The following is a 14,701-nucleotide window of genomic DNA, read 5'->3' on the forward strand; positions in this document are numbered from 1 at the left end:
CGGTCGCGTTCAGCGACCGGCCTGGCCTTTTTTGGAGCGGATGACGGGAATCGAACCCGCGCTATCAGCTTGGGAAGCTGAAGTTCTGCCATTGAACTACATCCGCGCATTCAGCACCCCGGGGCGATGAACTCCACCATCGTACAACGAAGCCGCCTGGGGGTGGTGGCGGCGCGGTCGTGAGGGCCCGGCTGAGGTGCCCGTCCAACTCCCCAGAATGTTGCGGTCCAATCGGTGGTCTGTCATCGTGGGCGTCACGCTGCAGTGAGGCCAGGCATGGGGGAATGTCGGTTCACTGTTCACTAACTCCGGGGGGACACATGAGCGATATTCTGCGCGCCGAGAAACAAGAACCGAGTCGACGAGCGGTCGCATCCGTGGTGGCGTGGGCGCTGCCGACCATTGCCGTCGCGGTCTCCGCGCCTGCCCGGGCGAGCTCAGGTGTTCCGGCTCAACCCGCGGGCCTGAACGGGTGGATCCTCTTCAAGATGCCGGGCGACAGCACGGGTGCCTACCGCGTTGAGGGACGCCCTGGCGAGACTCACCAATACGGAAGCTACGGGCTCTGGGTGACGAACACGACGAGGAGATCCGTCATCACGGATACGCGAATCATCCTGCACTACCTTCCCGGACCGAGCTCGTGGTCGCCGAGCACTTCATCGGCCTGGAGCGATCTCAATCAGATCGGCACACACGACTTCCCGGAGGGCAGGCACGAGAGCTACGAGATGACCTACCTGAGCACCATCGTGCCGACGGAGGGCGTCACGAACCTCGTCAGCGACATGGTCTTCACGGGCGACGTCCGCGTTGACGGCACTGAACCGTCCCTCTACGTCGACAGGTACGTGACGGTGGACGGCGTGGAGCTCGCGTTCCGGCGGAAGTACGGCACGAATGTGTACACGCCGCTCAACAGCAACACCCCACCGAGCACGCCGAACACTCCTCGTGACCGGCGCGCGTTCACCGCACCCGATGAGGAGCTCGAGTCGGACGCCACACCAGCGTGAAGCAGCACTCCTGAGGGTGCGCGTCCGAACTGCACCTCTGAACCCGACCGGTGGTGCGCCGGTCGGGTTCAGTCGCGTTTGGCGACGAGCGCGCGGATGACGAAGAACACGATGACGGCGACAACGGCGACGATGCTCAGTCGCGCCACCAGCCAGGCCAAGTGGAAGAGCACGTCGACGAGCCACCAGGCGATCACGACGGCCACGATGACGCCGATGACGGTCCACACGTTTCTGCTCACGTCGTCAGCCTAGCTTCGCGCATCCGTCGACCAACTAGGCTGACGACGTGCTTCTCAGCGATCGCGACATCAAGCAGGGCGTCGAAGCGGGCCGTATCGGCCTCGAGCCGTACGAGCCGGGGCTGGTACAGCCCTCGAGCATCGACGTGCGCCTCGACAGGTACTTCCGGCTGTTCGACAACCACAGGTACCCGTTCATCGACCCGGCGGAGGAGCAGCCGGAGCTGACGAGGCTGGTCACGTCGAAACCAGACGAGCCGTTCGTGCTGCACCCAGGCGAGTTCGTGCTCGCCTCCACGTTCGAACGCGTCACCCTCGGCGACGACGTCGCGGCCCGGCTCGAAGGCAAGAGCTCTCTCGGCAGGCTCGGACTGCTCACGCACTCGACGGCGGGATTCATCGACCCCGGCTTCACGGGGCACGTGACGCTGGAGCTGTCGAACGTCGCGACGCTTCCCATCAAGCTCTGGCCCGGCATGAAGATCGGCCAGCTCTGCTTCTTCCAGCTCTCGAGCGCCGCGGAGCACCCATACGGCTCCGCGATCTACAGCTCCCGCTACCTCGGGCAGCGCGGCCCGACCGCTTCGAGGTCGTTCATGAACTTCACCCGCGCCGACGTGTCGGTCACCGAGGCGGGCGCGCCGGGCGAGTAACTCGAGAGGTGCGGCGAGCCGCGCCGCTCCGGTGCGCCGAACTTCTGTGCGAGGTTGCGGAAACCGGGGCATGCGCACGTAGCGTTGGGGCAACGTTGTCAACGATGCCCGTGCTCCATTCGGGCTCGAGGTGTCCCCACGAAGGATGCATGGCCCATGCCACAGACACCACCCCCGCAGCGCGGGCCTGGAACCGGGGATCTCACTCGCGAGCCGAGCGCTGCCGATATTCGCCGTTGGCGCCGGTACCTCGCCGATGAGCGCGCCGAAGGGTCCGTGTACCGAGACCTCGCGGCGAAGCGCGAGGGTGAGGAGCGGGAGATCCTGCTGGGTCTCGCGAGTGCCGAGGTGCGGCATGAGGAGCACTGGCTGAGTCTCCTCGGCCCAGCCGGTGATGGCGGGGTGCGCGCGCAACTCGGCACGCGCCTCTTCGGCTGGTTCGCGCGGCGCTTCGGCTCCCTCTTCGTGCTGGCGCTCATCCAGCGAGCAGAGTCTCGTTCGCCGTACGAGCGCGAGGCGGATGCGACCCCCGAGATGGCAGCGGACGAACGCATCCACGAGGAGGTCGTGCGGGGCCTGGCCATGCGCAGCCGGTCCCGCATGTCTGGCGGCTTCCGGGCGGCGGTGTTCGGTGCCAACGATGGGCTCGTCTCGAACCTCGCCCTCGTGCTTGGCATCGGCGCGACCGGTGCACCCACGGTGATTATCCTGGCGACGGGCCTCTCCGGGCTCCTCGCCGGTGCGTTGTCTATGGCGGCGGGAGAGTACGTGTCCGTCCGGTCGCAGCGTGAACTCCTGGAGGCGTCGACGCCAAGCCCGGACACTCCCCAGACCATCCAGCGGCTCGACGTGAACGCGAACGAACTGGAGCTCGTCTACCGTGCCCGCGGCATGGGCGAGGACGAGGCTCGCAGCTACGCGCACCGCGTGTTCGCGCTGCAGGGCGCCGATCCGGAGTCCGGCCCCATCTCGCTGCAGTCCGCAGAGGAGGAGCACGAGGAGCTCGGTACCGCGTGGACTGCGGCCCTGTCCAGCTTCTGCTTCTTCGCAGGTGGCGCGCTCCTCCCGGTGCTTCCCTACATCTTCGGTATGAGTGGGATCGCCGCCGTTGCGGTGTCAGCGGCGGTCGTCGGTGTCGCGCTTCTCGCGACGGGCGCCATCGTCGGCGTGCTGTCGGGTGGTCCGCCGTGGCGTCGCGCCGGACGCCAGCTGCTCATCGGCTTCGGGGCCGCAGCCGTGACGTACGTGCTCGGCCTCGTCTTCGGAGTTGCGGTTGGATAGGGCCCATGCCCATTCCTGAGTTCGTCTCCGAGCTGCGCGCCAAGATCGGGCCGGAGCATCCGCTCTGGCTCGCTGGTTCGACTGCCGTCATCATCCGCCCCGCGACAGCACCCGCTGGTGTGCCCGCTGCCAGCGGTGAGGAGGTGCTGCTCGTGCGGCGTTCCGACAATGGGGTGTGGAGCCCGGTGACGGGCATCGTCGACCCTGGCGAGCATCCGGCGACGGCCGCCGTGCGGGAGAGCCTCGAAGAGGCGATGGTCGAAGTCCGCGTCGAGCGCCTCGTGCGGCTCAGCGTCTCGCCGAAGATCGTGCACGCGACGGGCGACCGCGCCCAGTACTGCGACCTCGTGTTCCGCTGCTCCTGGGTGTCCGGGGAGGCGGCGGTCGGTGACGACGAGTCGGTGGACGTCGCCTGGTTCCCGGTGGATGCTCTGCCCGAGATGCCTGAGCACCTCGCCTCCCGTGTCGCCGTCGCCGTCGCGGATCGGCCCGAGTGCGAGCTGCTCGTCGACGGGGTGCCGCTGCCGATCGTCGGACCCGGAGGGTCTCGGTAGACCTGCCGGTGCCGGTGCCGGTGCCGGTGCCGGTGCCGGTGCGAGTGCAGCTGTGAGTGCGGGGCGGGTGCTGTGGCGCTGCCGGTCTACTCCGGCGCGCCGACGACAACCTGCCCGTCGGCTGACGACACCGTGACGGTCACGGACTGCTCCTGCTCTGCGTACGTGAACGTGCACTGGAACTCGGCACCTTGATCGGCCTTGACCTGCTCTGGGCAGACGACGTCGGTCACTTCGACGAGACCGAAGTCGTCTTGCAGCACGCGCGTGACCTCAGCCTGCAGCGGCTCCGCCGCGAGTACGCTGCCGTTGCTCTGCCCGATGAAGTAGCCGCCGAGACCAGCGACGAGCGCCGCCGCGGGAATCGCGAGGATCAGGAGCAGACGAGAGTTGCGTTTCGGCTTGCCGGCCGGTGCGAGACCGGGCCCCGGCCCGTACTGCTGGCCTTGGACGCCGGGCCCTTGGGCGCCTGAGCCTGGGTAGCCAACCGGCGGCTGCTGGTAGCCGAAGCCCTGCTGTGTCGAGGATGCGGGGGCTGGCACGCCATAGGTGGCGCTCGGGACGCCGTAGGCGGCGTTCGCGGCCGCATAGCCGGAGCCGTACCCGGAGCTCGGTCCAAGCCCGTAAGCGGACGCGGACGCAGCTTGAGGACTGGGACCGTACGCGCTGGGGGTTGACCTCGCTTCTGTCGTCGATCCGAACTGGCCGTTCTGGGCGGCCTGACCGGCGTTGCTCGCGCCCGGCGTCGCCGAAGCGGCCGGGTCTCCGGGCTGGGGATACGGCTGTCCGTACTGGAAAGGCTGCTGGTGCGGTGCCGGCTGCTGCTGACCCTGACCCTGACCCTGCTGACCCTGACCCTGCTGACCCTGCTGGCCTTGTCCCTGCTGCCCCTGCGCCTGGCCCTGCTGGCCATGGGCCTGCGCATACTGCTGGCCCTGGCCCTGGCTCTGGCTCTGGCCCTGGTTCTGGCCGTGACCGTACTGCTGGTTCTGGTTCTGGGCGTAGTGCTGTTCTGGCCCCGACCCTGACCCCGACCCCTGTCCAGGCCCGTGCGGTGGCCCGGCCTGCTGCCCCTGCTGCCCCTGCTGCGGGTCGCGTGGATCGTTCGGGTCGCGCGGCCTCTGCGGGCCGCCCTGCGGTGGAAAGGTCATCGTGGTTCCTCCAGCTTGATTGCTGCGAAGCGCATGAGCGGGCCCGGGCTAGCCGGTTCTCGCGTTCCCGATCGCATCCCAGAACGCGCTCGCCTGATCTGCGGTCACGTTGGTCACGTACTGGGGCGCGAGCGACGCTGGGTCGTCCGGCAGATCGTCCGCAGAGGGCGTGCCCGTGATCTCGAATCCGAACTGCACCTCGACGTCGAGCGATGCAGCATCCATCGTGCCGTTCACCTCGATCTTCTGCACGATGCCATCCGTGCCGACCCACACGTGCAGGGGCAGCAGCGTGCCGAGCTCGTCGTCGCTGAGCTGCGAGCGGAGATCATCGCCCAGTGTGTACAGCCCGGCCTCCTCGAGCGAGTCGAACGTGACCGCCGACGTGAAGTGCTTGCTGCCATCGGCCGAGACCTCGAGCTTCTCGGGAAGCTCCTCGCCGTTGCTCTCCTTCGACAGCTGCCATGCCTTGACGAGATTGCACATGTAGATGACGGTGCCGAGGATGCACGTGCGCTGCGGGTCGTTCGCGCGGTCGAGGTCGCCCATCGGCAGGCGCGCCCACGGGGTCGAGACGACCGTCGTGTAGGCGCTGCCGAAGAGGTAGTAGGTGTAGCCGCTGCCCGCGATGTGGACCTCGTCGATGGAGGTTCCCGGCTCGGCGGTCGATTCCTTCGTGACGTAGGACGCGCCGACCACGCTCGTCTCGTGCTGTGTGCTGAGCGTCGCCCCGGTCGAGGCCTTGCCGTGCGTGTAGGCGGTGGCGGAGAAGTTCTCGACCTTGGCGAGGCCCTCCACGAGGGAATCGCCGAGCAGCTCCGCGCCGGTGTCGGCGTGGTACTCGAGCTTCGCCTCGTGGTTCGCGACCGCTGTCGGGGTTGTCGTCGCGCATCCGGAGAGCGCGAGTCCGACGAACAGTGCGGTCGCGCCTGCGATGAGGCGTTGGCTGCGCATCAGGACCCCCCGAGCTCGTTGTACAGCGAGAGCGCGGTCTGGCCGAGCACCGAGCCCTCCCACCGGAACGGCGGGTTCGCCGATGAGAGGACCGTGGACGAGGTTGCGGCGACGTAGCCGGCCCCGATCGCCGTGTCGTAGTAGACGAGCCAGGCCCCACCCGATCCTCCCGGCGTCATGCTGCACATATGGGTGTACCCGCCCGCGGAGCCTTCCCGCCACTGGCTGGAGGCGCACATGTACTCCTCAGAGCCGTCGTAGGGGCTTGCGCTCGGGTAGCCGACCTGCGTGATCGCCTTGGCAGGGACTCCGAAAGCGATGCCCTGCCCGCCCGTCACGTCCTGGATGCGCTCGCCGTCTTTCTCCTCCATCACGAGGAACGCGAAGTCGTTGTTCCATCCCTCCCCGTACACGCCCTGATCGCCGTAGTTGGCGTTGTCGAGGAAGTGCTGCGGGATGCTGTAATCGGTGGCCGCCCAGCGGCCGTAAGGCTGCTCGGCCCCGTCGCCGCGGTCGCCCGGGATGAAGACGACGTTGCTCGCGATGGCCTTGTTGCTCTCGAAGTCGACGAGGCAGTGCGCCGCCGTGACGACGATGTTGCGCTCACCGGAGTTCACGACCGTCGCAGAGCACACCGCGAGACCACTCGCGAACGACATGTACAGGCGACCGAAGGTGGACGCGCCGAGCCCGGCGCGGTCGTAGGGCACCGCCTCCGAGACATCGCCGTAGCCGTTCGCCGACTCGGCAGCGGGCACCGGGGTGGTCGGTGGCACGAACGCGCCGGTCGCCGGGTCGCCGACGCCGACCGTGATGCCGTTGTCTGGTGCCGTGTAGTCGAAGCCCTCGGCGTCTTTGAACATGTCGGGGTCTGACCAGAAGTCGTGCGATTCCTGCGCGGAGGACTCGAACGAATCGCGCAGGCTGACCGTGCCGCCCTCGATGGGCGCATCGACGGCGTCGTACCCGTTGGCCGAGGGGGTCGCCGTCGCGCTCACCGAGCACCCCGCGAGCAACGCGACCGCAGCGAGCGCGCCGATGCTCGCGAGCACAGCCCGTGGTCGGCGACGGTGTCGGGTCATGGGGTCTCCTTCGGCACGCTGGGTATGCCGTTCGTTGTCATGCTACGCAGAGCCACCGACACTCAGGCCGCGAACCTGCCGAAAACCCCGGTGGTGGGGACTTCTCCCCGGGGCTGCCCGGGGAATGCGTCGCCTTCACCTGGTGGGGCGTGAGGAGCGCCTGATGGAGCGTGAGGAGGACCGGGTGCGCCGTGAGGAATAGGGAAGCCGGGGCGCGCGTTGCCCCGACCATGCCAGGAACGCCCAAGCTCTCCGTGCTGGACCTCATCCCCGTCGCCGAAGGGCAGTCCAGTGCCGACGCTGTAGCCGCATCCGCCCGCCTGGTGCGGCGAGCCGACGAGCTCGGGTACCACCGCTACTGGGTCGCTGAGCACCACAACACCGAGCTCGTCGCCTCGACGACACCGCCCGTGCTGCTCGCGGCTCTCGGCGCGGGAACGCAGCGCATCCGCCTCGGCTCGGGTGGCGTCATGCTGCCGAACCACGCCCCCTTCGTCGTCGCCGAGCAGTTCGCGACCCTCGAGTCGCTCTACCCCGGGCGCATCGATCTCGGTCTGGGCCGAGCGCCCGGCACCGACCCGTTCACCGCCGCCGCGCTTCGTCGTGACCTCTCCCGCGATCGCGTCGACGAGTTCCCCAACGACGTGCTCGAGCTCCTGGGCTACCTGGGTGACGTGAGGGCGGAGCACGACCGTGAGGTGCTCAATCGCCTCCGCGTCAGCCCAGGAGCGGCGACGAACCCCCAGATCTGGTTGCTCGGCTCGAGCCTCTACGGGGCCGAGCTGGCCGCCGCCTTCGGCCTGCCGTACACCTTCGCGCACCACTTCGCGATGCACGCAGACCCTAAGGCCGCCGCCGACCACTACCGCGACCACTTCGTGCCGTCGCCCGTGCTCGCCGAACCGCACTTCATGGTGTCCGTCTCCGCGATCGCCGCGGAGACGGTCGATGAGGCCACCCGTCTCGCGCTCCCCAGCAGGGCGGCCATGCACCAGATCCGATTCGGTCGCCCCACGAGGGTCCTCTCCCCGGAGGGCGCTGCCGCGTACGCGGACCGGATGCAGGACCGCTCCCTCTACGACGCGACGACCGGCACGCAGCTCATCGGAACCCCCGAGATGGTCGCCGACGGCATCGACCGCCTCATCGAGCGCACGGGGGCCGACGAGGTCATCCTCGCCGCCACGACGCACGACGTTGAGGTGCGCATCCGCACGATCGAGGCGCTCGCAGAGCTGCGCGACCCCGCATCCTGGCAGCCGCGCGCGACTGTCGGTGCACATCCGCATAATTGACGGGTGACTTCACACGCGCGCCATGCCTCTTCCGCCTCCACTCCTGACGACTTCACGTTCGACGACCCGAGCGACGCCCCCGACAGCACCGACGAGGTTCTGCTCCGCGCGCTCGCGGTGACGTTCGCCGGCGCTGGCTTCACCGTCGACGGCGTCGAGTCGCGTCTGGGGGCCGAGGCTGCGGATGCGCTGCACCGCGACCTGCTCGAGCCTGCGTCGTTCGCACTCTCGCGCGAGCCGGACGACGCGCTCTCCGCACTCATCCGTCTGTTCGTGCTCGCGGAGACCGTCGAAGCGAGCGACGTCCCGGCGCTCGACGAGCTGCTCGCTGCTCGTCTCGTCGCTCGCGTCCCGCGCCGGAGCGCCACGGAATCGGGCGAGGAGGCCAGCGCCGAGGAGCTCGTGGACGAGCTCGTGGCCGCACTCGTCGACGTGCGCCCGTACGCGAGCGAGGGTGTCAACGGCAGCGTCGAGATGTGGGTCGCCTCAGACCTCGGCGGCGTGCAGCTCGGCCGAGATCAGCCGCTGCGCCGCGACCACGTCGTCGGCATCGGGCCGGCGACGACGCTGCTCGCGCAGCTCACCCCGCGGGAACCCGTCGCCCGCGCGCTCGACCTCGGCGTCGGCATGGGCGTGCAGACCATGCACCTGCTCGCCCACACCAGGCACGTCGTCGCAACCGACATCTCGGAGCGCGCCCTCGCGTTCGCGAAGTTCAACCTGCTGCTCAACGCCGAGGCGCTCGGTATCGCCCCCGGTGGCCTCGAGGACCGGGTGAGCCTGCGCCTCGGCAACATGCTCGAGCCCGTCGCCGGCGAGCACTTCGACTTGTTCGTGTCGAATCCGCCGTTTGTCATCACGCCCCGGCGCGAGGGTGAAGGGGGAAGCGACCAGTACACGTACCGTGACGGTGGCAAGCCGGGCGACAGCATCGTCGAGGGGCTTGTGCGCGACCTCGGCACGGTGCTCGCCCCGGGTGGTGTCGCCTGCATGCTCGGCAACTGGGAGGTGCGGGAAGGCGACGCCAACTGGCACTCGCGCCTCGAGACGTGGCCCGCGAACGACGTCGACCTGTGGGTCGTGCAGCGCGAGGACGCGACACCGGTCGAGTACGCCGACATGTGGCTGAAGGACGCGGCTGAGAACGCCGAGCTCTCGAGCTGGCAGCACGCATTCCGCCGCTACCTGCAGGACTTCGCGAGCCGCGACGTCGAGCGCATCGGCATGGGCATGTTCTTCCTCCGTCGCACCCACGAGGGCGCCGTCGGTGGTCCGCTGCGCCGTTTCGAGCACCTCACGCACGCGCTCGGACACCCGCTCGCCGCGCACATCCGCGACGGCTTCGAGGCCATCACCTGGCTGCGCGGGGTCGACGACGACGAGCTCTTCGACGAGCCCCTCGTCGTCGCCGGCGACGTCACGGAGGAGCGCCACTCGCGGCCAGGCGACGAGGACCCGAGCATCATCATGCTGCGCCAGGGTGCGGGGTTCCGCCGCACCATGTCGATGTCGACGGAACTCACCGGCTTCGTGTCGGTGTGCGACGGGGAGCTCGTCGGCTCACAGATCGTCACCGCCATCGCATCGCTTGTCGAGGTCGAGGAAGACGCTTTGCGCGCGAGCCTCGTGCCCGATGTGCGCGAGCTGGTGGCGCTCGGCTTCCTCGAGCCGCGCTGGCGGTAGAGGGTCAGCCCGGCCGGCGACGCCGAGCGTGGCCGCTTCCCGCCGTCAGGGATGCGCCACGACGTTCCCCGGCTTCTCGTCGGCCAGAAGTGCACGCAGCTGGCGGCCGATGAGCGCGACCATGCGCGGATGCATCGCCGAGGAAGCGCCCCCGACGTGCGGGGTGATGAGTGCGCCGTCTAGATCCCAGAGCCGGTGCCCCAGCGGCAGCGGCTCGGGGTCGGTCACGTCGAGGGCGGCCCGGATGCGGCCGGCCTCGAGCGCGGCGACGAGCGCCTCCGTGTCGACGACCGGTCCGCGCGCGACGTTCACGAGGAGCGACCCCTGTCGCATCGCGGCGAGGAAGCTCGCATCGACGAGGTGCCTGGTCTCGTCGGTCAGTGGCACCGTGAGGATCACCACGTCGATCTCGGCGAGCAGCGCCTTGAGGCTCGAGATTGGCTGCACATGGTCGGGTCCGCCCTCGGCCCCGCGGGCGGAGCGCGCGAATCGGAGCACGTTCGCCTCGAAGCCGCTCAGTCGATGCTCGATGGCCTTGCCGACGCCGCCGTATCCGACGATGGCCACCGTGCGGTCGGCGAGGCTCTCGCCGGGTTGCTGGTGCCACGCGTGCCGCTGCGCCGCCGTCGTGTACTCGGGGATGCGCCGGAGCGACGCGAGCGTGAGCCCGAGTGCGAGCTCGGCCGTCGAGGTCTCGTGCACGGAGCGCGCGTTGGCAACCGTGTGGCCAGCGGGCAGGTGGGCGAGCACGTCCTCGTACCCGATCGTCTGGGCCTGGACGAGTCGCGTCGTCGTGGGCCCGAGGCTCGCGGCGAGGCGCGGCTCCTGCTGGTAGGGAAGCACGACGAGGTCGATGTGCGGGGCGGGTGACGGCGTCGTCAGATCCCAGGTGATGCACTCGAGGCTGGCGGCGACCTCGAGCTGCGCGATCGAGGCCGCGAGGGAGGGGGTGGGCACCGAGACGAGGAGTCGCTTGCTGCGGGTCACGATATGGGCTCTTGCTTACATAATGAGTTCATGCACATAATGTAAGCCAGACGCGGTCACAGGCCAAACAACTCCTGTTCCTACCCGGCAAGGCTGAGACCGCGCGAGACCCCACCTCGATTGGACGACAATGACGTCAGAGATCATCACGATCATCCACACGGCGATCGCCATCCTCGGCGTCGTCGTGCTCATCACGCGCTTCCGACTGAACCCCGCTGTCGCCCTCGTCATCGGCTCCCTCTACCTGGGACTCGCCACGGGGCATCCGCCAACCGAGACCATCGGCACGATCACTGGCGGCTTCGGGGAGATCATGGCCGAGGTCGGCCTGCTCATCACCTTCGGCGTGCTCCTCGGCTCCATGCTCAGCGAGATGAACGCCATCCAGCGACTCGTGTCGCACCTGCTGCGCGTCTTCGGGCCGAGAGGGCTGCCGTACGCGATGGGCCTCACGATCGGCACCGTGCTCCAGTCGATCTTCCTCGACGTGCTGCTCGTCATCTCGGCACCCCTCGCACGCAAGATGGCGCCGCTCATCGGCAAGCACGGCACGCCGCGCATCGCGACTGCCCTCGCCATCAGCCTCGAGTGCGGCATCGTCTTCATGGTGCCGGGCGTGGCAGCCCTCGCGCTGGCGGGCGTCCTCGGCGTCCCGCTCGGCCAGATGCTGCTCTTCGGCCTCATCGTCATCGTGCCGACGATCGTCATCTCGATCTTCATCATGACGCTGCTGTTCCGCGTCGGCTTCTGGAACCAGAAGCTGGACGAGACGCAGCCCCTCGAAGGAGAGCACGCTGACGCCAGCGACGAGCCGGAAGTTCAGCTCGCGCCTCTCAAGACCGAGAGCATCCCAGTCGGCGACCGACTCAGCAAGGTCGGCGGTGTCCCCCGCGGCGTCGCCGTCGCCGAGCGCACCACGACCTCCGAACCGAAGCTCATCCTGCTCTTCGCGCCGCTCCTGCTCTGCCTCGGCCTCATCGCGACGGGCGCGATCCTGCAGATCGTCGGCGTCGAGATCGACGCGCTTGTCCTCGTGACCGACCCCGTCTTCGCGCTGCTCCTCGCCGTCCTCGGCACGAGCATCATCGGCAGGCTCACGGTCGGCGGCAAGTCGGTCGAGAAGTCGGTTGTCGCGGGCTTCCGCGAAAGCGGTCAGATCCTCATCCTCACCGGTGTGGGCGGCTCGCTTGCGGCGACCGTCGCCGCGACCGGCCTCGGCGACATCCTCGGGCAGGCGTTCAGCGCAAACAGCTTCGCGCCGCTCCTCATCGTGTGGGCCATCGCGGCCGTGCTGCACATCGCCGTCGGGTCGGTGACGATCTCGGCGATCACCGCCGCAGGCATCCTCGCGCCCATCGCGTCCGTCATCGGCCTCGACCCGATCCTCATCGCCCTCGCGGCGGGAGCCGGCTCGCTCTTCGCGGTGCACGTCACCAGCAACACCTTCTGGCTCCTGCAATCGTTGCTCGGACAGACGACACGGGGCACGCTCAAGACATGCACCGTCGGTGTGTCCGTCGCCTCGGTGGTCGCGTTGCTCGTGACCCTTGTCCTCAGCATCTTCATCTGACCCGCACGCCCCGACCGATCACCCGTCCGGAAAGGACCGACATGCACACCAACGCCAAGATCGCCCCGCTCGCGGGAGTCCGCGTGCTCGAGCTCGGGAACTTCATCGCAGCCCCGACGGCAGGGCGGATGCTCGCCGACTTCGGCGCCGAGGTCATCAAGGTCGAGCGGCCCGGAACGGGTGACGAGCTGCGGTCGTGGCGCCTGCATCCCGGTGCGACGACGTCGATGCTGTTCCACACCATCAACCGCAACAAGAAGTCGATCACCCTCGATCTCCGGACCGAGGAGGGGCGGAATGCGGTGCGCGCGCTTGCCGCCGACTGCGACGTGGTCCTCGAGAACTTCCGTCCGGGCACCATCGAGCGGTGGGGTATCGGGCCGGACGTGCTCAACGAGATCAACCCGGGAATCGTCATCGGCCGTATCTCCGCCTTCGGGCAGACAGGGCCGCTCTCGAGCAGGCCAGGGTTCGCCGCCGTCGCGGAAGCTATGGGCGGGTTCAGGAACCTCGTCGGCGACCCGGACCGCGCCCCGGTCCGCGTCGGCGTCTCGATCGGCGACTCCATCGCGGGCGTCTACGCCGCCTACGGCGTCATGATGGCGATGTTCCAGCGAGAGCAGCGCCGTGGCGCCGGCCTCGGGCCCGCGCCGCTCGAGGAGCGGGTCATCGACGTCGCCCTCAACGAGGCCATGTTCTCCATGATGGAGTCGCTCATCCCCGACTACCAGGCGCACGGTGTGGTTCGTGAGCGGGTCGGCGGGCGCATGGAGGGCATCGCGCCCACCAACGCGTACGTGTGCGGGGATGCGAAGAGCGTCGTGATCGCGGGCAACGCCGACGCGATCTTCGTGCGCTTCATGGGCATCATCGGGAGAGACGACCTCGCCCGCGACCCGGGCCTCGCGACCAACAATCTCCGCTGGGACCGGCGCGATGAGCTCGATGCCGCGATCGGCGCGTGGACGGCGACGCTCCCCGCCGAGGAGGTGCTCGACATCCTCGACGACGCCGGCGTGCCCTCTGGCCCGATCTACACTGCCGAGGACATCAGTGCGAGCCCGCAGTACGCGGCCCGCGACATGATCCAGAAGTTCGACGTGACCGACGGAGACACGACCGTCGAGGGTGTCGGCTTCCCGGGCATCGTCCCGGTCCTCGGCGGCACCTCTCTGCCGATTCGCACGCTCGCCCCGGGGCTCGGCCAGGACACCGAGGCGGTGCTCGCGGCCTACGCGGGCCGCGGCGGGCAGACGCAGACCGACGACAACAGCAAGGTGGACGCACGATGAGCCAGAACCCGATCACCTCCGCGCGTCTGCGCGACGTCACCCTGCGCGACGGCCTGCAGCTCACCGGCAAGCTGCTGTCGACCCAGCGCAAGGTCGAGCTCGCCCGCGAGCTCTTGGCAGCCGGGGTGCCAGAGCTCGAGATCGGCTCGATGGCGCGCGGCGACCTCGTCCCGCCCATGGCCAACACGCTCGAGGTCATCGAGGCGCTCACCCCCGAGGAGCTCGAGCACAGCTGGGTGTGGGTCGCGACCCCGCGGCACATCGAGAAGGCCGCGGCCGCGGGGGCGAAGAACTTCCAGTACTGCCTCTCGGTCTCCGACGCCCACAATCAGGCGAACATCGGCCGCACCACCGATACGAGCCTCGCGGCCATGCCGGACGCCGTCGCCCTGACCCGTCAGGCCGGCGGGCGCATCCAGCTGTGCCTCGCGACCTCCTTCACGTGCCCCTTCAACGGGCAGGTCGACCCAGACCGGGTGATCCGGATCGCCAACGACCCAAGGGCCGAGGGTGCTGAGGACATCGTCATCTGCGACACCCTGGGCCAAGCGCACCCTGGACAGGTGTCCTCGCTCATCTCCAGGGTCGTCGCCGAGACGCCGAAGCGGGAGATCGTGTTCCACGGCCACGACACGTGGGGTGCGGGCGTCACGAACTCGATCGCGGCGGTCCTCGCGGGCGCGAGCGTCGTCGACGGCGCGCTCGGCGGGCTCGGCGGATGCCCGTTCGCTCCGGGGGCCAGCGGCAACACGGCCACGGAGGACCTGCTCTTCGCGATGCGCCCCGAGTGGCTCACTCCGGCGGCGTTCGCCCAGATCGTCCGCGAATCGGAGACGCTGCTCGTCGACCTCGAAGAGCCGAACCGATCGAAGGCCCGCCAGGGCGCTCGCTCCAAGGCCCCCGCGTTCGAATGGGTCGTGCCGGCGTAGGCCGCGCCG

14 protein-coding genes and 1 tRNA gene are annotated in these 14,701 nt (G+C 68.9%); 9 read left to right on the forward strand and 6 right to left on the reverse strand.

The window, feature by feature from the left end:
• Positions 1-32 precede the first annotated feature (32 nt).
• A tRNA-Gly gene (locus ITJ67_RS15925) sits at positions 33-106 on the reverse strand.
• A gap of 214 nt (positions 107-320) precedes the next feature.
• Here ITJ67_RS15925 and ITJ67_RS15930 point away from each other — a divergent pair.
• Positions 321-1,016, forward strand: coding sequence for a hypothetical protein (locus ITJ67_RS15930; protein ID WP_194678290.1), 696 nt, complete (start codon positions 321-323; stop codon positions 1,014-1,016).
• 68 nt (positions 1,017-1,084) lie between these two features.
• Here the strand turns inward: ITJ67_RS15930 and ITJ67_RS15935 are convergent, their stop codons facing one another.
• A complete protein-coding gene (locus ITJ67_RS15935) occupies positions 1,085-1,258 on the reverse strand; it encodes a hypothetical protein (protein ID WP_194678291.1) in 174 nt (57 codons plus the stop codon).
• Positions 1,259-1,305: 47 nt separating this feature from the next.
• Here ITJ67_RS15935 and dcd point away from each other — a divergent pair, with 47 nt between their 5' ends.
• The 3 genes from dcd (at position 1,306) to ITJ67_RS15950 (ending at position 3,746) form a co-directional block, all read left to right on the forward strand.
• Positions 1,306-1,911, forward strand: coding sequence for a dCTP deaminase (dcd, locus tag ITJ67_RS15940; RefSeq protein WP_104330022.1), 606 nt, complete (start codon positions 1,306-1,308; stop codon positions 1,909-1,911).
• 156 nt (positions 1,912-2,067) lie between these two features.
• On the forward strand, positions 2,068-3,192 hold the full coding sequence (locus ITJ67_RS15945) for a VIT1/CCC1 transporter family protein (RefSeq protein ID WP_160073712.1): 1,125 nt from the start codon (positions 2,068-2,070) through the stop codon (positions 3,190-3,192).
• Positions 3,193-3,197: 5 nt separating this feature from the next.
• Complete coding sequence (locus ITJ67_RS15950) at positions 3,198-3,746, forward strand: NUDIX hydrolase (RefSeq protein WP_194678292.1); 549 nt, start codon at positions 3,198-3,200, stop codon at positions 3,744-3,746.
• 86 nt (positions 3,747-3,832) lie between these two features.
• Here ITJ67_RS15950 and ITJ67_RS15955 read toward each other — a convergent pair whose 3' ends face one another.
• The 3 genes from ITJ67_RS15955 to ITJ67_RS15965 are packed head-to-tail and all read right to left on the reverse strand — an operon-like array spanning position 3,833 to position 6,933.
• Positions 3,833-4,897, reverse strand: a complete 1,065-nt coding sequence (locus tag ITJ67_RS15955; protein WP_194678293.1) for a DUF4333 domain-containing protein — start codon at positions 4,895-4,897, stop codon at positions 3,833-3,835.
• A 48-nt stretch (positions 4,898-4,945) separates the two neighbouring features.
• Positions 4,946-5,851, reverse strand: coding sequence for a hypothetical protein (locus ITJ67_RS15960; RefSeq protein ID WP_160073718.1), 906 nt, complete (start codon positions 5,849-5,851; stop codon positions 4,946-4,948).
• Entirely contained in the window at positions 5,851-6,933 is a 1,083-nt protein-coding gene (locus tag ITJ67_RS15965) for a trypsin-like serine peptidase (protein WP_194678294.1), read from the reverse strand. Before ITJ67_RS15965 ends, ITJ67_RS15960 begins: the two co-directional genes overlap by 1 nt.
• A 191-nt stretch (positions 6,934-7,124) precedes the next feature.
• Between ITJ67_RS15965 and ITJ67_RS15970 the strand changes: the two genes are divergently transcribed.
• Together ITJ67_RS15970 and ITJ67_RS15975 are read left to right on the forward strand one after the other, a co-directional pair.
• Positions 7,125-8,228, forward strand: a complete 1,104-nt coding sequence (locus tag ITJ67_RS15970; RefSeq protein WP_323741485.1) for an LLM class flavin-dependent oxidoreductase — start codon at positions 7,125-7,127, stop codon at positions 8,226-8,228.
• A gap of 3 nt (positions 8,229-8,231) precedes the next feature.
• Complete coding sequence (locus ITJ67_RS15975; RefSeq protein ID WP_160073722.1) at positions 8,232-9,911, forward strand: methyltransferase; 1,680 nt, start codon at positions 8,232-8,234, stop codon at positions 9,909-9,911.
• 45 nt (positions 9,912-9,956) lie between these two features.
• Here the strand turns inward: ITJ67_RS15975 and ITJ67_RS15980 are convergent, their stop codons facing one another.
• Entirely contained in the window at positions 9,957-10,898 is a 942-nt protein-coding gene (locus tag ITJ67_RS15980) for a 2-hydroxyacid dehydrogenase (RefSeq protein WP_194678295.1), read from the reverse strand.
• Between the two features lie 130 nt (positions 10,899-11,028).
• Here ITJ67_RS15980 and ITJ67_RS15985 point away from each other — a divergent pair, with 130 nt between their 5' ends.
• Genes ITJ67_RS15985 through ITJ67_RS15995 form a run of 3 tightly spaced genes read left to right on the forward strand, consistent with a single transcriptional unit; the run spans position 11,029 to position 14,692 of the window.
• Entirely contained in the window at positions 11,029-12,471 is a 1,443-nt protein-coding gene (locus tag ITJ67_RS15985) for a GntP family permease (RefSeq protein ID WP_194678296.1), read from the forward strand.
• Between the two features lie 41 nt (positions 12,472-12,512).
• Positions 12,513-13,763 (forward strand): CaiB/BaiF CoA transferase family protein, encoded by a 1,251-nt coding sequence (locus ITJ67_RS15990; protein WP_194678297.1) that lies wholly within the window; start codon positions 12,513-12,515, stop codon positions 13,761-13,763.
• Complete coding sequence (locus ITJ67_RS15995) at positions 13,760-14,692, forward strand: hydroxymethylglutaryl-CoA lyase (protein WP_160073728.1); 933 nt, start codon at positions 13,760-13,762, stop codon at positions 14,690-14,692. The genes ITJ67_RS15990 and ITJ67_RS15995 overlap by 4 nt, the downstream gene beginning before the upstream one ends.
• Positions 14,693-14,701 lie beyond the last annotated feature (9 nt).

Origin of the sequence: Pseudoclavibacter sp. VKM Ac-2867 (genome assembly GCF_015351275.1) — a bacterium.
GTDB lineage: Bacteria > Actinomycetota > Actinomycetes > Actinomycetales > Microbacteriaceae > Pseudoclavibacter.